The organism is Mycobacterium sp., from assembly GCF_008709575.1.
Lineage (GTDB): Bacteria > Actinomycetota > Actinomycetes > Mycobacteriales > Mycobacteriaceae > Mycobacterium.
In genome coordinates this window covers 1-15,805 of record NZ_VYIK01000048.1, presented here as the reverse complement: position 1 = coordinate 15,805, position 15,805 = coordinate 1, and the positions used below count along the sequence as shown (strand labels likewise).

The window sequence follows — 15,805 nt, the reverse complement described above, 5'->3', positions numbered from 1 at the left end:
TTTGTGCTATCAGTGGGGTCAGCCTGGGACGTTGGCCTTCAGCGACGCCAGCGCGGCGGAGCTCAAGCGAGCCAGCTCCGCGGCCTCATCGCGGTCGAGCGCAGCTGCCAAAATCTCGGCCATCCGCCGCTCGGTGGCTTGGCATGCCTCGGTGTAGCGGTCCTTTTTGTCCGCACCGTCGGCGAACGGTTCCGGCCATCCGAACATCTTGGTGTACTCGGCTCCCTTGTTGAGCATGTGCGCCTCAACGGGGCTGACACCGGAGACGGTGAGCGCACCGACGTGCACACCACCCCACAGCTCCCGCAGGATGAACATCACCTGCATCGCCCGCGCGGCGGCGTCATCGGCGAGCGGCATAGTTCGCCAGCCCGCATACAGTGGCAGGCCCGCAATCGGCGTTGTTGCGATGATCTTTTCTCCCAACGCAGCGATGCGGTCCAGCCCTTCGGCACCAGTCAAGTACTTGCGGGCAAAATCTGCAGCTTGGTCCCAATACACCTTGGCAGCGCCGACCGCCCCGCGTACCGCAACGCCTTTGTCCCACAAGCCGGCAAGGAAACCGGGTTCGAATACCGCAAACACCGCAGCGACCGTCGCGCCGGTGGCCTCACCGAGCACACCGCCGCGGCCGGCCACGTAACCCGCGAACGGGTCTTCGTAGCCGGCAGCGATGCTTTTCTCGAAAGTTTCCGGATGCAGCATGAACACTGCGACCACTTGCTCAATGGCCGGGCCCGCGCCACGGGCGGCATCGAGCATGTCGTTGTCACTCATAGTCATTCTCCTTCCTCACGCTGTAGCACGACCGTCACTATTCGGGTCCGTTTTCGTTGTCGCAATGGCCGGTGGGCTCGTCTCAGCTGACATCCACCGGTACCGGTACTTCGGGCAGGCTCGGCGACTCGCTTTGTCGTCGAGGTTGTTTCATGGTCAAGCTACACAGCAGGAAACCGTAGCCGACCACTGCTGCCCCGAGGGCCGTGAGCACGGCGCGAACACCGGAAGCGGCAGCCAGTTGGTGTCGACGATCACGAAGTCTCTCTGCTGCCGTTCCAGTGCGGGGATGATATGACCGAGGAAGTAATCCCTGATCAACGGGACAGCGGTGACAGTGCGCAGACCGGTGGGCACCTGGTAGAGCTTGGGAGATTTTGCCCGCAGGGTGTCCAGTGCGGCCGCCCGGACCAGACCGTCCGACGACGCGTCGTCGACGATGGAGTCCAGCTTGATCTTCCAGTCCCGGATCCGCGAATCGACGATCTCCAGCGCCGAAGTCACGAACTCCATCGTCGCCCGCCGCCCCTGGCGGGGGTGGCGGGGAGTCGATTCCGGAGCACTGCTGGTGCCGCGCCGCACTCCGGCCTTCGAACCGCGGTCCCTGCCCTCTCGAGGCCCTCTCGAGGCCCTCTCGAGCGATCCGGCGCCGACTATCGCTGAGGTTAACCACTGACCGTCGCAACCGTTCTGACACTCAGCGAATCGGGGTGAGCACGAACACCGGTATTTGCCGGTCGGTTTTGGTCTGGTATTCGTCATAGTCCGGCCAAACCTCCACAGCGCGACGCCACCAGATCGCCTTCTCATCACCAAACACTTCGCGAGCCTCGTAGTCGCCGGAGACCGGACCGTCCTGCAACTCGACCCGCGGGTTCTTCTTGAGGTTGTAGTACCAGACCGGATGTTTGGGTGCCCCACCCATCGACGCCACGATCGCATACTGGCCATCATGCTCGACCCGCATCAGCGGGGTTTTACGCAGTTTGCCGGTCTTCGCGCCAACCGTGGTCAGCAAAACGACTGGCTTTCCCTGCATTTCGGTTCCCTCGGTTCCGCCGGAGGCCATATACCTCTCGGCCTGCTCGCGAGACCAATCCAGTGGGCTAGGGGCATACTCACCTGAAAGCGGCATGTCGCCAATTTTAACGAGACACCGCCAGTTGACGCACTGACCACGGCGATGCCGGGACGAAGATGCCCGCCGAGGCACCGACGCCGCTGGCCAACATCGTCGTGCCTGCACTGCAATGCTCGTGAATGTCTCCACGATGCAGCCTGCGAGAGGTAGTATTACGTTTCCTAAGCCGGTCTCGGGTATGCGCCGACTTGCTTCTTATGCCTAAGCGTGGATGGGCCTATCTTGAAGATATTCGATGTGAGCAGGAAACGGAGTAATCGGATGACACGCGTACTTTTCGCAGTTACCGGATCGGATCATTGGACCTTCGCCGACGGCACCAAGCATCCCTGCGGTTTTTGGCCCGAAGAGCTGGTGGTGGCCCACCAGGTGTTCACCGAGGCCGGGTTCGACATCACCATCGCTACCCCCGGGGGCGTCCGTCCGGTTGCCGACGAGGCTGGATTCACTCCGGAGATGAATGGCGGTTCAAGCGAGCCGGGTGAGCGCTTCCGCGCTTACCTGGCAGGCATCGCCGATCAGCTCGACGCGCCGGCCGACCTGAACAAGGTTAAGGCCGATGATTATGATTTCGTTTTTGTGCCCGGCGGGCATGGGCCGATGGAGGATCTCGCAGTATCCGAGCAGTTCGGCGCCCTACTGGCCGAGTTCACCGCACAGGACAAACCGGTTGCGGCCGTGTGTCACGGTCCGGCAGCGTTGCTGCCCGCGCGTAATCCCGACGGGTCGTGGCTGTTCAAGGGACGTAAGGTGACCGGCTTCAGCGACACCGAGGAGGCGCAGGTCGGGTTCGCCGACAAGGCATCGTGGCTACTCCAAGACCGTCTCACCGCTGACGGCGGGGCATACGAGGAGAGCGACGCACCCTGGTCTCCGCACGTCACCGTGGACGGCAACCTCTACACCGGCCAGAACCCGGCATCCTCCTTGCCCTTGGCGAAGGCGCTGGTAACCAGGTTCGCTACCTCTGCTCAGGCCTGAGCACACCACCTCAGCGCCGATGCTTTGCTAGTGCGGCTTTTGTCCCACCTCCCGCCACTGTGCGGGTTGACCGATATCAACCAACTTGATAGACACATCACCATGAGCGAGGACGTCGATTTCGGGTTCGATTCCGTCTACCGGGGCGAGTCCGACCGAATAGGGGTTGGTGTTCGACCTCCGTGGAGCCTCGGGGAGCCCCAACCCGAGTTGGCCGCCCTGATCGAGCAGGGCAAGTTTCACGGTGACGTCCTCGACGCGGGATGCGGGGAAGCCGCCATCTCGCTGGATCTGGCCGAACGGGGCTACGCCGTGGTCGGGCTGGACGCCTCGCCCGCCGCGATCGACCTGGCCCGGCGCGCGGCCCACAAGTGCGGCCTGACCAACGTCGACTTCGCGGTGGCCGACATCACTTCGTTCGCCACATATCCCCCCGGCTCAGAAGGCCGCTTCGGCACCATCGTCGACAGCACACTGTTCCATTCGATCCCGGTCGGTGCGCGGAAAGGCTACCAGGAGGCGATAGCGCGCGCCGCGGCGCCGGGGGCATCGTATTTTGTGCTGGTCTTCGACAAGGCCGCGGTCCCCGAGGGGCCACCGTTTGCGGTGACACCCGATGAACTGCGTGACGTTGTCTCCACGTACTGGATCATCGACGACATCCGCCCCGCCCGCATCCACGCCGTCTTCCCCGACGACGCCGCCGGATGGCCTGGCAGGCCTTTCATCGAGGTGCGAGACGAGCCGAACGGTCGTAAATCGGTGGCCGCTTGGTTGCTGTCAGCGCACCGTCCCTGATCGGGCACCCTGAGCTCGGTGAGAGGCCGAGCGCGGGACGCCGGCCGGTCAAAGGCGCTCGATGATCGTGACGTTGGCGGTACCGCCGCCCTCGCACATCGTCTGCAGCCCGTAACGCCCACCGCTGCGCTCGAGTGTGCCCAGCATCGTAGCGAACAGCTTGGCGCCGGTGGCGCCCAGCGGATGCCCGAGCGCGATCGCCCCGCCGCAGGGATTGACTTTGTCCGGATCCGCCTTGATCTCTTTGAGCCAGGCCAACACCACCGACGCGAACGCCTCGTTGATCTCCACGGTGTCGATGTCGTCGATGGACAGCCCCGTCTTGTCCAGCGCGTAGCGAGTGGCCGGGATGGGCCCGGTCAGCATGAACACCGGATCGGCGCCGCGCGCGCTGATGTGGTGGATGCGGGCCCGCGGCGTGAGCTTGTGGTCCTTGACAGCCTGCTCGGACGCCAGCAGCACCGCGCTGGCGCCGTCCGAGATCTGGCTGGCCAGCGCCGCGGTCAACCGGCCGCCCTCGGAAAGCGTGGGCAGCGCGGCCATCTTCTCCAACGACGTCTCCCGCGGCCCTTCGTCGATCCGGAACCCATTCCCGTTTATCTGAACCGCGACAATCTCGTTGTCGAAGTGGCCTCTGCGGATCGCCGCCAGCGCGCGCTGGTGGCTGGTGAGGGCAAACAGCTCCATCTCCTCGCGGGACAGGCCCCACTTCTCGGCGATCAACTCGGCGCCACGAAACTGCGAAATCTCCTGATCCCCGTAGCGGTGCAGCCATCCCCTGGACTCGTTGGTCGGGGAGCTGAACCCGAACTCCTTGCCGACCGTCATCGCCGCGGCGATCGGGATCTGGCTCATGTTCTGCATTCCCCCGGCCAGGATCAGGTCCGCGGTGCCCGACATGATCGCTTGAGCACCAAAGGAAATCGCCTGCTGGCTGGAGCCGCATTGCCGGTCCACGGTGACACCGGGAACCTGTTCGGGGTAACCCGCGGCCAGCCAGGCGTTGCGGCCGATGTTGCCGGCCTGCCCGCCGATGGCGTCCACGCAGCCGACGATGACGTCGTCGATGGCGGCGGGGTCGACGTCGACGCGGTCGAACAGCCCGTGGAACGCGGCCACGCCCAGGTCGATGGGATGCACGCCGGCCAGTGATCCGTTGCGCTTGCCGACCGCGGTACGCACCGCGTCGATGACATAGGCCTCCGTCATGAGCGCCGCTCCTCCTCGTCACTTGCCTCGTCGCCGACCCGGGTCATCACAGGCTCGTTGGTGATGCCGCCCAGGACGATGGCGAGATAGTGGTGACCGACCTGTTCGGCTGTCAAGACACCTCCGGGCCGATACCAGCGCACCGACACCCAGGTGGTGTCGCGGATAAACCGGTAGACCAGATCGACGTCGAGGTCCGGCCGGAAGTAGCCTTCCGCGATACCTTGATGGAGCACGTCCACCCACATCTTGCGTTGGCGCTTGTTCAACTCGTCGATATAGGCGAACCGCGGCTGCGACACCAACCGCTTGGCCTCGTCCTGATAGATCACCACCTGGGCGTGCCGATGCTCGATCGCCTCGAAGGACGCCATGAACAGGCCGATGAGCCGGTCCACCGGGTTGGGTTTGGTGTCGATGATCTCCTGGTAACGGGTGAACAGCCAATCCAGAAAGCTGCGCAGGATCTCGTCGACGATCTCCTCTTTGGAGGCGAAGTGATGATAGAGACTGCCCGAGAGGATGCCGGCCCCGTCGGCGATGTCGCGCACGGTCGTCGCGCGCAGGCCGCGGTCGGCGAACATCGTCGCCGCCAATTCCAGAAGCTCGTCGCGTCGGTTCACGGGTGTTGACTCGACACCGAAATCACCTCACCGGTCAGGTAACTGGAGTAGTCGCTGGCCAGAAACGCGATGGTGGCCGCCACTTCCCACGGCTCGGCGGCCCGCCCGAACGCCTCGCGGGCCGACAGCTGCTCGAGCAGTTCGGTCGAGCTGGTCTTGTCGAGGAATTTGTGCCGGGCGATGCTGGGCGACACCGCGTTGATCCGCACCCCGAATTCGACGGCCTCGATGGCGCTGCACCGCGTCAGCGCCATCACTCCCGCTTTGGCCGCCGCGTAGTGGGCCTGGGAGTGCTGAGCACGCCAGCCCAGCACGCTGGCGTTGTTGACGATCACCCCGCCGTGCTTGGCATCCCGGAAGTACCGCAGGGCCGCCCGGGTCGCCCGCATGACCGAGGTCAGCGTCACGTCGAGCACGCGGTCCCATTCCCCGTCGGTCATGTCGACCACGGGCGTCTGTCCGCCCAGCCCGGCGTTGTTGACCAGCACGTCGATACGGCCCAGCCGCTCGACGGCCGAGGCGAACAACGCGTCCACGTCGGCGGTGGACGTCACGTCGCACACCACGTGTTCCACCCGGCCCAGGCCCAGTTTCGACAGTTCCGCGGCCGTCTCGGTCAGCCGGCGCTCGTGGTGGTCGGAGACGACGACGTCGGCGCCTTCCATCAGTGCGCGCCGCGCGGTAGCCGAACCGATCCCGGTCCCTGCGGCCGCGGTGACAACCACCACCTTGCCGTCGAGAAGAGCGTGTCCGGCAACCTCTTGGGGTGCGACGGCGAGCGTCATCCTTTGACCTCCCGGGGCAGACCGAGTACCCGCTCGGCGATAATGTTGCGCTGGATTTCGTTGGAGCCGCCGTAGATGGTGTCGGCCCGGGTGAAGAGGTAGAGCCGTTGCCATTCGTCGAACTCACCGTCGGTCAACACCATGCCCGCTTTGCCGGCCACTTCCATAGCGATCTCGCCGAGTTCACGATGCCAGTTCGCCCACAACAGTTTTGACACGTTGTCCTGTCCGGGCTGCTCGGCGTCCATGGTGGCCAGCGCATAGGAGCGCATCGTCCTCAAGCCCAGCCAGGATCGGGTCAGCCGTTCCCGGATCAACGGATCGTCAAGGGCGCCAGTTCTTTTGGCGAGTTCTACGACGCCGTTCAGTTCGCGCGCGTAGCCGATCTGCTGCCCGAGCGTGGACACTCCACGCTCGAAAGCCAACGTTCCCATCGCGACCCGCCAGCCGTCACCGGGGGCGCCGACCACCAGGTCGACGTCGGTGCGGGCGTCGTCGAAGAACACCTCGTTGAATTCCGAGTCGCCGGTCAGCTGCACGATCGGGCGGATCTGCACCCCCGGCTGATCCAGCGGCACCAGCAGATAGGACAACCCGGCGTGGCGCTGCGACCCTTTCTCGGTGCGAGCCACCACGAAACACCACTGCGCCCAGTGCGCCAGCGAGGTCCAGATCTTTTGCCCGTTGATCACCCACTGGTCGCCGTCGCGCACCGCGGTGGTGGCGACGCTGGCCAGGTCGCTGCCCGCGCCGGGCTCGGAGTACCCCTGGCACCACAGCTCGGTGACGTCGCGGATGCGCGGCAGGAACCGCTGCTGCTGCTCCGGTGTGCCGAACTCGATCAACGTCGGGCCGAGCAGTTCCTCCCCGAAATGGTTGACTTTCGCCGGCGCGTCGGCGATCGCGTATTCCTCGTAGAACGCGACCCGGTGGGCGATCGACAAACCGCGGCCGCCGTGCTCGACCGGCCAGCCCAGGCACGTCAACCCCGCCGCCGCGAGGCGCCGGTTCCAGGCCAGACGCTCGGCGAACGCCTCGTTCTCGCGGCCGGGTCCGCCGAGGCCCTTGAGCGCGGCGAATTCGCCGACCAGGTTCTCGGCCAGCCAGTCGCGGACTTCGGCCCGGAACTGCTCGACCGTCTGCATCCCTGTAGGCTAACCTACCAAGCACTTGCTTTGTTAGAGGAGCGTCCATGTCGAGCCGTCCGCGGTGCACGCCCGCCGCACTGGACCGCATCGCCGACGAACTCCCCCACCATGCCGCACTGCTCACCCCCGATCACCGGCTCACCTACGCCGAGCTGCGCGAGCAGGTACGCCGGGCCGCCGCGGCGATGATCGCGCTGGGTGTGACCGCCGGGGACCGGGTGGCGATCTGGTCGCCCAATACCTGGCACTGGGTGGTTGCGTGCCTGGCGGTCCACTACGCCGGAGCCGCGGTGGTGCCGCTGAACACCCGCTACACGCCCGGCGAGGCTACCGACATCCTGGCCCGCACCGGCGCTTCGCTGCTGGTGGCGATGGGAAAGTTCCTCGGCACGGACAAGGTGGCCCAGCTTGACCGCGGTGCACTGCCCGCTCTGCGGCACGTCGTGCGCGTGCCGGTGGAGGGGCGCGACGGGACGTGGGACGACTTCGTCTCCCACGGTGTCGATCTTGCGGGCGCCGATGCCCGCGCCGCGGCGGTCCGCCCCGACGACATCTCCGACATCCTGTTCACCTCCGGCACCACCGGCCGCAGCAAAGGGGTATTGTGCGCCCACCGCCAGTCGCTGGCCGGCCCGGCGGCATGGGCCGCCTGCGGCAAGCTCACCAGCGACGACCGGTATCTCGGTATCAACCCGTTCTTCCACAACTTCGGCTACAAGGCCGGCATCCTGGCCTGCCTGCAGACCGGGGCCACGATGATCCCGCAGCCCACGTTCGACGCCGAGCAGGCGATGCGGGCGGTGGCCGAACACCGGATCACCGTGCTGCCCGGGCCACCGACGATTTTTCAGACGCTCCTGGACCACCCCGCCCGCCGCCGCTACGACCTGCGCTCGCTGCGGTTCGCGGTCACCGGCGCGGCCAGCGTGCCGGTGGTGCTGATCGAGCGCATGCAGCACGAGCTCGACATCGACATCGTGTTGACCGCCTACGGCCTGACCGAGTCAGGCGGATTCGCCACCATGTGCCGCGCCGACGACGACCCGGTCACCGTCGCCACGACGTGCGGGCGCCCGATCGCCGATTTCGAACTGCGCATCGGCGATCACAACGAGGTGCTGCTGCGCGGACCCAACGTCATGCTCGGCTACCTCGACGATCCGGGCGCTACCGCCGCGGCGATCGACGCCCAGGGCTGGCTGCACACCGGCGATGTCGGCAGCCTCGACGAGGCCGGCAACCTGCGGATCACCGACCGCCTCAAGGACATGTACATCTGCGGCGGGTTCAACGTCTACCCGGCCGAAGTCGAGCAGGTACTGGCCCGGCTCGACGGTGTCCGCGACGTGGCGGTGATCGGGGTGCCCGACGAGCGCCTCGGTGAGGTCGGCCGGGCATTTCTGGTCACCCGACCGGGCTGCCACCTCGACGAACAGACGGTGATCGCCTACAGCCGCGAGCATCTGGCGAATTTCAAAACTCCCCGTTCGGTGAGGTTTCTCGACACGCTGCCACGCAACGCGGGCGGCAAGGTGGTCAAGCCGCTACTGCGGGAGCTGGCGTAGATGGATCTCGACTTAGACGACGAAACCACCGCGTTGCGGGCCGAGGTACGCGAGTTCCTGGCGGCCAACACGGCATCGTTTCCCACCAAATCCTACGACACTGCCGAAGGATTCGACCAGCACCGGCGGTGGGACAAAGTCCTTTTCGACGCCGGACTCTCGGTGATCACCTGGCCGCGGCGTTACGGGGGGCGCGACGCCACGCTGCTGCAGTGGGTGGTCTTCGAGGAAGAGTATTTTCGCGCCGGGGCGCCGGGACGGGCCAGTGCCAACGGCACCTCGATGCTGGCGCCTGCCTTGTTCGCGCACGGCACCGAGGAGCAACGAGATCGGGTGCTGCCCAAAATGGCTACTGGCGAAGAGATCTGGGCCCAGGCCTGGTCGGAGCCCGAGTCCGGCAGCGATCTGGCGTCGCTGCGGTCCACCGCGACCAAGACGGCCGGCGGCTGGCTGCTCAACGGCCAGAAAATCTGGAGCTCACGTGCCCCGTTTGGAGACAAGGCTTTCGGGTTATTTCGCTCCGACCCGGACGCCGAGCGCCACCGCGGGCTGACATACCTCATGTTCGACCTGCGGGCCGACGGGGTCACCGTGCGGCCGATCCCGCAACTCGGCGGCGGCACGGGTTTCGGTGAGATCTTTCTCGACGACGTGTTCGTGCCCGATGCCGACGTGGTCGGAGTGGTGCACGACGGCTGGCGTGTCGCGATGAGCACGTCGAGCAACGAGCGCGGCATGTCGCTGCGCAGCCCGGCACGGTTCCTGGCCGCCGCCGAACGGCTGGTTCAGCTGTGGAAAACTCATGGCGCCAGTACTTTCGGTGACGAGGTGGCCGATGCCTGGATCAAGGCGCAGGCATACCGGCTGCACACCTTCGGGACCGTGACCCGGCTGGCCAACGGCGGCGAACTCGGCGCGGAATCGTCGGTGACCAAGGTGTTCTGGTCCGAGCTCGACGTCGCACTGCACCAGACCGCGCTGGACATTCGCGGCCCCGACGCCGAACTGATTGGTCCCTGGACCGACGGTTTACTGTTTGCGCTGGGCGGCCCCATCTATGCAGGAACCAACGAGATCCAGCGCAATATTATCGCCGAGCGACTGCTGGGTCTGCCGCGGGAAACCAGAAGGTGAGACCCCGGTGTATTTCGAGTTAGACGCGCAGCAAAGTGATTTCGCGGCCAGCATCGATGCCGCACTCGCCTCGGCCGATGTCCCCGGTGCAGTGCGCGCCTGGTCGCGCGGCGACACCGCGCCCGGCGGTAAGATCTGGGCCCGACTGGCCGACCTGGGGGTCACCGCGCTGGCAGTGCCGGAGCGCTGCGCGGGCCTGGGTGCGCATCCGGTCGACCTCGTCGTCGCGCTGGAGCGGCTCGGCCGCTGGTGCGTGCCGGGCCCGGTGACCGAATCCGTCGCGGTCGCACCGATCCTGCTGGGCGAGGACCCGCGCTGCGCTGCGCTGGCTTCCGGCGAACTTCTCGCCACGGTCGCGCTGCCGCCGCAGGTGCCACGCGCGGTGGACGCCGACATTGCCGGGCTGGTGCTGATCGCCGAGGCCGGCCGGGTGAGCGAGGCCGGCCCCGGCGAAGTCCACGCGTCGGTGGATCCCAGCCGCCGCCTGTTCGACGTCAGCGCCACCGGGCCGTCCTGGGATGCCGATGTCGGACGCGCCTACGAATTCGGCGCACTGGCGACCGCCGCGCAACTTCTCGGCGCCGGGCAGGCGCTGCTGGGCAGCGCCGTCGACTATGCCAAACAGCGCTCCCAGTTCGGCCGGGTGATCGGGTCTTATCAGGCGATCAAACACAAGCTGGCCGACGTCCACGTCGCCGTCGAGTTGGCCCGGCCGCTGGTCTACGGCGCCGCACTGGCGTTGGCCGACCACTGCGCCGACACTGCGCGCGACGTCAGCGCCGCCAAGGTCGCAGCCTCCGATGCGGCGCTGGTGGCTGCCCGCGCGGCGCTGCAGACCCATGGCGCCATCGGTTTCACCGCCGAACATGACCTGTCGCTGTGGCTGTTGCGGGTGCAGGCGCTGCGGTCGGCGTGGGGTGACCCGGCCGCGCATCGGCGCCGGGTTTTGGAGGCATTGACGTGACCGGCGAACGCGAACTGCTGCGCGAGACGGTAGCCGCACTGGTGGCCAAGCATGCCTCCCCCGCCGCCGTGCGCGAGGCGATGGAATCGGCACGCGGCTACGACGAATCGCTGTGGCGGCTGCTGGGCGGGAAAGTCGGCGTCGCTGCACTGGTGGTGCCGGAGAACTACGGCGGCGCCGGCGGAGATCTCGGCGACGCCGCCGTCGTCGTCGAAGAGCTCGGCAAGGGGCTGGTTCCCACCCCGCTGCTGGGCCACGTGCTCGCCGAACTGGCCCTGCTCGCCGCCGACGAGCCGGATGCCGACGCGTTGCAGCGGCTGGCCACCGGTACCGCGATCGGGGCGGTCGTGTTCGATCCCGATTACGTGGTCAACGGCAGCATCGCCGACATCGTGGTCGCGGCCGACGGCGAGACCTTGACCCGGTGGAGCGAGTTCACTGCCGAACCGGTCGCCTGCATGGATCCCACCCGCCGGCTGGCCCGCGTCACACCACAGCACACGGCGACGATCGGCGCCGATCCCGGCATCATCGACACGGCCGCGATCTTGCTGGCCGCCGAGCAGATCGGCGCCGCGGCCCGCTGTCTGGAGCGCACGGTCGCCTACACCAAAGAACGAGTGCAGTTCGGCCGGCCGATCGGCAGCTTCCAGGCGCTCAAACACCGGATGGCCGATTTGTATGTCGCCGTGCAGGCTGCCCGTGCGGTGGTCGACGACGCGATCACGGCGCCGTCGCCGACCTCGGCGGCCCTGGCCCGCGTCACGGCCAGCGAGGCGTTCAGCACGGTGGCCGCCGAAGGCATTCAACTGCACGGCGGTATCGCGATCACCTGGGAACACGACATGCATCTGTACTTCAAACGCGCACACGGCAGCGCACAGCTGCTGGGCCCGCCCCGGGATTACCTGCGCCGCCTGGAATCGGCGGTGTTCTAACGTGGCGCCATGAGCTACCACGTCGCGCGGCGCGCGCAGATCCCGCCCTTCCACGTGATGGACGTCTGGCTGGCGGCCGCCGAGCGTCGGCGCACCCACGGTGATGTGGTGAACCTGGCGGCGGGGCAACCGAGCGCCGGGGCTCCCCAACCGGTGCGGGCCGCCGCGGCGGCAGCGCTGCAGCAGGGTCAACTCGGTTATACGGTGGCGCTGGGCATTCCGGAGCTGCGGGCCGCGATCGGGGGATCCTATCGGGATCGGTACGGGCTGGAGGTCGGCGTCGACGACGTCGTGGTCACCACGGGATCGTCGGGGGGATTTCTGCTGGCGTTCCTGGCCTGCTTCGACGTCGGCGACCGGGTCGCGGTCAGTAGTCCCGGCTACCCGTGCTACCGAAATATTTTGTCCGCACTCGGATGCGAGGTTGTCGAGATCGAATGCGGGCCGCAGGATCGTTTTCAGCCCACCGCGCAGATGCTCGCCGACCTCGACCCACCGATTGCCGGTGTGGTGGTGGCCAGCCCGGCCAACCCGACCGGAACCGTCATCCCGCCTGACGAGCTGGCCGAGATCGCCTCCTGGTGTGATGCCACCGGTGTGCGGCTGATCAGTGACGAGGTCTACCACGGGCTGGTGTACGAGGGCGCTCCGACCACCAGTTGCGCCTGGCAGACGTCGCGGAACGCTGTGGTGGTCAATAGTTTTTCCAAGTATTACGCGATGACCGGGTGGCGGCTGGGCTGGCTGCTGGTGCCCACCGAACTGCGCCGCGCGGTGGAGTGCCTGACCGGTAATTTCACCATCTGCCCGCCGGTGCTGTCGCAATATGCGGCGGTCGCCGCATTCACTCCGGAGGCCATCAGTGAAACGGACGGGCATGTGCACCAGTACGCGCACAATCGCGGGCTGTTGCTTAACGGCCTGCGCGACATCGGGATCGACCGGCTGGCCCCCACCGACGGCGCTTTCTACGTCTACGCCGACGTTTCGGACTTCACCAGCGATTCGATGGCGTTCTGTTCGACATTGTTGGCTGACACCGGTGTTGCCATCGCGCCCGGCATCGACTTCGACACCGTGCGGGGCACTTCGTTCGTTCGGCTGTCGTTCGCCGGGCCTGCCGGCGACATCGAGGAGGCGCTGCGCCGTATCGGCCCGTGGTTGCCGGACCGGGGGAGGTCATCCCGCAGATGAGCTCCCACCCAATTTTCCGCAAGGCGTTGCATCGTGATACTGGGCGATATATCTTTTAATATCGTAGGTGGTTTCCAACCGGAAGTGACAGCCGATCATGAACGAACCGCACACACCCGGTGGTACGACAAAGAAAGACCAGCTAGCAGCGCCCACCGATCCGCTCGCAGCTGACGAGCCCGGCGCGGGCGGCAGTGACGTTCCCGTCGAACTCGACCCTCTCCCCGAAAAGCGGGGTGCTCGACAAGAAGTCGAATGGGAACCCGACTACGACGAGGACTCGGAGCCCGAGCCCGACTACGACGAGGAATCCGACTTGGAACCGGACTACGACGAGGAATCCGACTTCGAACCGAACTACGACGAGGAATCCGATCTCGGCCCAGATTACGGCCGCGGTCCCGCTCCCAAGCTCGCCCCCGGCCCCAAACACGGGCCCGGACACGATCCCGGACCGCCACCTGCGCACGGCCCCGGGCCGAAGAAAGCGCCGGCCAAGAAGGTCCCCGGGAAAAAGGCCCCGGCGAAGAAGCTCCCCGGGCCGAAGAAGCATCCGGGCCACCACCCCGGGCCGCCCCGGGAGCACGAGCCCGGCGGATCGGGACCCGAGCCGGGTTTCGGGTTTGGACCCGACCTCGGCCTCGGTTCAGGGTTCGGCTTCGGTCCCGGCGGCGGGCGCGGTCTGCGGCGCGGCGCCGGCCCCGGCCGCCGCGGCCGGCGTGGTGACGTTCGGGCAGCCATTCTGACCCTGCTCGCCGAGCGACCGATGCACGGCTACGAGATGATTCGGGAGATAGCAGAGCGCAGTCAAGACCTGTGGCAGCCCAGCCCCGGCTCGATATATCCGACGTTGCAGTTGCTCGACGACGAGGGTCTCATCGCCGGGACGGAAACCGCAGGCAGTAAAAAGCTTTTCGAATTGACCGAGCAGGGGCGCACCGCGGCGGCGAAAATCACCATCCCGCCGTGGGAGGAGATCACCGAGGGCGCCGACGCGGGTCAGCTCAACCTGCGCACCGCGCTGGGTCAATTGGTGATGGCAGCAACGCAGTCGGCATATGCCGCCGGCGCCGAACAACGACAGCGCATCGTCGACATCCTCAAAAAGGCCCGCCGCGAGATCTACACATTGCTCGCCGAAGCCGACTGACGATGATCGGGACGGTGTGTCGTATCAGGGGATGTACCCCGCCGGTAAGTAGCTACCCCGTGGCGATGGCAAACGGCGGCAGAAGACCCTTGAACATGGGGAAATGCCGCACATTGAGGGTGGCCAACTCGAGCCCCTTGACGTCGGCGGTCGCAGCGATGAGATAGTCGCCAAGGCCGATACCGTTGTGACTGCTGCGATATCGGCGCATCATGTCACCCGCGCGACGAGCAATGATCTCGGAGACGGGTTCAGCGCGAAACGACGTCAACAACCGCCATACCTCGCGACGCTCGGTTGATCGCATTCCACCGATCAGCTCGGTGAGCGACACCACGCTCATCGCGAGAGGTCCGCGCTTTCGGGCACCGGTGAGCCAGTCTCGGGCGGCATCGACACCGCGCAGATGCGCGATCAACACGTCGGAATCGACCAGAATCACGATGAGCGGCGCCAGATGCGCGCCAGGTAGTCCTCGCGACCGCTGCGGCCGCGCACCGGCACCTCGATGTCAGCTAGCGCGCCGAACGAGTCCTCGATGGATTGAAGGTCCGACGCGAGGCTCTCGTCGGCATCCGCAAGAACGCGATTCAGCAGTTGGCGGATCAGTTCGGCACGCGACACGCCCTCTTGCGTTGCCAGCCGATCGAGGGCCGTCGTCTGCTGCTCATCGAGGTAGATGTTCGTGCGTTTCATACACCACATTATACATCACTGGGGAATTCCCACTTGTGCAACGCAGGCCTTCGTGGTGTATGAGTTCGTTCGGTCGCGTGATCCTTCGTGAGGCAGGTCAAGCGATTAGGGCTCGGTGATCGCGGTCACCGTCGGTCTGCGGCTCGAGTGGCCATGCTGCGGCGAATCCCCTCATCGCACGCGCCATCCCATATGACATTGCGTTTCGCCGCAAGGTCAGGGCTTGTTTGGGCAAGGGTGAGGCAGTTTGGCATCCGACCGGCGTTGCTCGATGGTCTTCTACGCGCACGGTGATGACGCCGGGATCAGCGTCACCTTAACTACCGAACCCGCCGAAATCGCCGATGTTCTTGAGCACGTTACCGAGATATTCGACATCGAATGCGGTGCCGCCGTCGATCCCGTTCGCGCCGGCAGTGCCGGCCGGCTCGATGAGGGAGGCAGTACCGCCCGCCCCGCCGGTCCCGCCGGCACCGTCGGTGCCGAAGCCGAGCACACCCTCCAGCGACTCGACGTTACCCCCGGCCCCACCGACACCACCGTCGCCGGCGGCCTCGGTGGCCGACGCGGCACCACCGGCCCCGCCCGCACCCCCAGAACCGCCGCTGCCGACACCGAGCACGCCCAACGCGGCCACAGAATCACCGCCGGCCCCACCAGCGCCGCCGGCACCGGCCGCCTCGGTGGCCGACGCGGCACCAC

At 66.5% G+C, this 15,805-nt stretch carries 16 protein-coding genes and 2 pseudogenes; 8 read left to right on the top strand and 10 right to left on the bottom strand.

Annotated features, from left to right (window positions below):
• Positions 1–18: 18 nt before the first annotated feature.
• The 3 genes from F6Q13_RS12105 to F6Q13_RS12095 all read right to left on the bottom strand — a co-directional run bounded on the left by F6Q13_RS12105 (position 19) and on the right by F6Q13_RS12095 (position 1,912).
• Entirely contained in the window at positions 19–777 is a 759-nt protein-coding gene (locus F6Q13_RS12105) for an evbL (RefSeq protein ID WP_293056649.1), read from the bottom strand.
• Between the two features lie 156 nt (positions 778–933).
• The gene (locus F6Q13_RS20305; protein WP_367141281.1) at positions 934–1,281 is read right to left on the bottom strand and encodes a hypothetical protein; all 348 of its coding nucleotides are present in this window, start codon (positions 1,279–1,281) and stop codon (positions 934–936) included.
• 193 nt (positions 1,282–1,474) lie between these two features.
• The gene (locus F6Q13_RS12095) at positions 1,475–1,912 is read right to left on the bottom strand and encodes a nitroreductase family deazaflavin-dependent oxidoreductase (RefSeq protein ID WP_293056647.1); all 438 of its coding nucleotides are present in this window, start codon (positions 1,910–1,912) and stop codon (positions 1,475–1,477) included.
• A gap of 267 nt (positions 1,913–2,179) precedes the next feature.
• Between F6Q13_RS12095 and F6Q13_RS12090 the strand changes: the two genes are divergently transcribed.
• Positions 2,180–2,899, top strand: a complete 720-nt coding sequence (locus F6Q13_RS12090; RefSeq protein WP_293056645.1) for a type 1 glutamine amidotransferase domain-containing protein — start codon at positions 2,180–2,182, stop codon at positions 2,897–2,899.
• 102 nt (positions 2,900–3,001) lie between these two features.
• The gene (locus F6Q13_RS12085) at positions 3,002–3,697 is read left to right on the top strand and encodes a class I SAM-dependent methyltransferase (protein ID WP_293056643.1); all 696 of its coding nucleotides are present in this window, start codon (positions 3,002–3,004) and stop codon (positions 3,695–3,697) included.
• A gap of 48 nt (positions 3,698–3,745) precedes the next feature.
• Here the strand turns inward: F6Q13_RS12085 and fadA6 are convergent, their stop codons facing one another.
• Genes fadA6 through ipdE1 form a run of 4 tightly spaced genes read right to left on the bottom strand, consistent with a single transcriptional unit; the run spans position 3,746 to position 7,459 of the window.
• Positions 3,746–4,906 carry a steroid 3-ketoacyl-CoA thiolase FadA6 gene (gene fadA6, locus F6Q13_RS12080; RefSeq protein ID WP_293056641.1) on the bottom strand — a complete coding sequence of 387 codons (1,161 nt, stop codon included), beginning with the start codon at positions 4,904–4,906 and terminating at the stop codon, positions 3,746–3,748.
• The gene (kstR2, locus tag F6Q13_RS12075) at positions 4,903–5,529 is read right to left on the bottom strand and encodes a TetR family transcriptional regulator KstR2 (protein WP_293056639.1); all 627 of its coding nucleotides are present in this window, start codon (positions 5,527–5,529) and stop codon (positions 4,903–4,905) included. Before kstR2 ends, fadA6 begins: the two co-directional genes overlap by 4 nt.
• Positions 5,526–6,314 (bottom strand): (5R,7aS)-5-hydroxy-7a-methyl-1-oxo-2,3,5,6,7,7a-hexahydro-1H-indene-carboxyl-CoA reductase, encoded by a 789-nt coding sequence (gene ipdF, locus F6Q13_RS12070; protein WP_293056636.1) that lies wholly within the window; start codon positions 6,312–6,314, stop codon positions 5,526–5,528. The genes kstR2 and ipdF overlap by 4 nt, the downstream gene beginning before the upstream one ends.
• Entirely contained in the window at positions 6,311–7,459 is a 1,149-nt protein-coding gene (gene ipdE1, locus F6Q13_RS12065; RefSeq protein WP_293056633.1) for an acyl-CoA dehydrogenase IpdE1, read from the bottom strand. Before ipdE1 ends, ipdF begins: the two co-directional genes overlap by 4 nt.
• Before the next feature lie 47 nt (positions 7,460–7,506).
• Here ipdE1 and fadD3 point away from each other — a divergent pair, with 47 nt between their 5' ends.
• From fadD3 to F6Q13_RS12035, 6 genes and pseudogenes are all read left to right on the top strand, one after another.
• On the top strand, positions 7,507–9,027 hold the full coding sequence (gene fadD3 / locus F6Q13_RS12060; RefSeq protein ID WP_293056631.1) for a 3-((3aS,4S,7aS)-7a-methyl-1,5-dioxo-octahydro-1H-inden-4-yl)propanoate--CoA ligase FadD3: 1,521 nt from the start codon (positions 7,507–7,509) through the stop codon (positions 9,025–9,027).
• Positions 9,028–10,161 carry an acyl-CoA dehydrogenase family protein gene (locus F6Q13_RS12055; protein WP_293056628.1) on the top strand — a complete coding sequence of 378 codons (1,134 nt, stop codon included), beginning with the start codon at positions 9,028–9,030 and terminating at the stop codon, positions 10,159–10,161. It begins immediately after the preceding gene.
• A gap of 7 nt (positions 10,162–10,168) precedes the next feature.
• Entirely contained in the window at positions 10,169–11,125 is a 957-nt protein-coding gene (locus F6Q13_RS12050; protein WP_293056626.1) for an acyl-CoA dehydrogenase family protein, read from the top strand.
• On the top strand, positions 11,122–12,063 hold the full coding sequence (locus F6Q13_RS12045; protein ID WP_293056624.1) for an acyl-CoA dehydrogenase family protein: 942 nt from the start codon (positions 11,122–11,124) through the stop codon (positions 12,061–12,063). Before F6Q13_RS12050 ends, F6Q13_RS12045 begins: the two co-directional genes overlap by 4 nt.
• 9 nt (positions 12,064–12,072) lie before the next feature.
• Positions 12,073–13,257 (top strand): pyridoxal phosphate-dependent aminotransferase, encoded by a 1,185-nt coding sequence (locus F6Q13_RS12040; protein ID WP_293056622.1) that lies wholly within the window; start codon positions 12,073–12,075, stop codon positions 13,255–13,257.
• Positions 13,258–13,873: 616 nt separating this feature from the next.
• Positions 13,874–14,407: pseudogene (locus F6Q13_RS12035) on the top strand (PadR family transcriptional regulator); the annotation flags it as partial.
• Positions 14,408–14,459: 52 nt separating this feature from the next.
• Here the strand turns inward: F6Q13_RS12035 and F6Q13_RS12030 are convergent.
• From F6Q13_RS12030 to F6Q13_RS12020, 3 genes and pseudogenes are all read right to left on the bottom strand, one after another.
• Positions 14,460–14,849, bottom strand: a complete 390-nt coding sequence (locus tag F6Q13_RS12030) for a type II toxin-antitoxin system VapC family toxin (RefSeq protein WP_293056620.1) — start codon at positions 14,847–14,849, stop codon at positions 14,460–14,462.
• Entirely contained in the window at positions 14,846–15,103 is a 258-nt protein-coding gene (locus tag F6Q13_RS12025; protein ID WP_293056618.1) for a CopG family transcriptional regulator, read from the bottom strand. The genes F6Q13_RS12030 and F6Q13_RS12025 overlap by 4 nt, the downstream gene beginning before the upstream one ends.
• Positions 15,104–15,419: 316 nt before the next feature.
• Positions 15,420–15,805 (bottom strand): annotated as a pseudogene (locus F6Q13_RS12020) (PE family protein); the annotation flags it as partial.

Coding starts and splice junctions, on each gene's coding strand:
- F6Q13_RS12090 (WP_293056645.1), top strand. CDS start 2,180: ATGACACGCGTACTTTTCGCAGTTACCGGATCGGATCATTGGACCTTC.
- F6Q13_RS12095 (WP_293056647.1), bottom strand. CDS start 1,912: ATGCCGCTTTCAGGTGAGTATGCCCCTAGCCCACTGGATTGGTCTCGC.
- fadA6 (WP_293056641.1), bottom strand. CDS start 4,906: ATGACGGAGGCCTATGTCATCGACGCGGTGCGTACCGCGGTCGGCAAG.
- fadD3 (WP_293056631.1), top strand. CDS start 7,507: ATGTCGAGCCGTCCGCGGTGCACGCCCGCCGCACTGGACCGCATCGCC.
- F6Q13_RS12055 (WP_293056628.1), top strand. CDS start 9,028: ATGGATCTCGACTTAGACGACGAAACCACCGCGTTGCGGGCCGAGGTA.
- F6Q13_RS12105 (WP_293056649.1), bottom strand. CDS start 777: ATGAGTGACAACGACATGCTCGATGCCGCCCGTGGCGCGGGCCCGGCC.
- F6Q13_RS12025 (WP_293056618.1), bottom strand. CDS start 15,103: ATGAAACGCACGAACATCTACCTCGATGAGCAGCAGACGACGGCCCTC.
- F6Q13_RS12040 (WP_293056622.1), top strand. CDS start 12,073: ATGAGCTACCACGTCGCGCGGCGCGCGCAGATCCCGCCCTTCCACGTG.
- ipdF (WP_293056636.1), bottom strand. CDS start 6,314: ATGACGCTCGCCGTCGCACCCCAAGAGGTTGCCGGACACGCTCTTCTC.
- ipdE1 (WP_293056633.1), bottom strand. CDS start 7,459: ATGCAGACGGTCGAGCAGTTCCGGGCCGAAGTCCGCGACTGGCTGGCC.
- F6Q13_RS12085 (WP_293056643.1), top strand. CDS start 3,002: ATGAGCGAGGACGTCGATTTCGGGTTCGATTCCGTCTACCGGGGCGAG.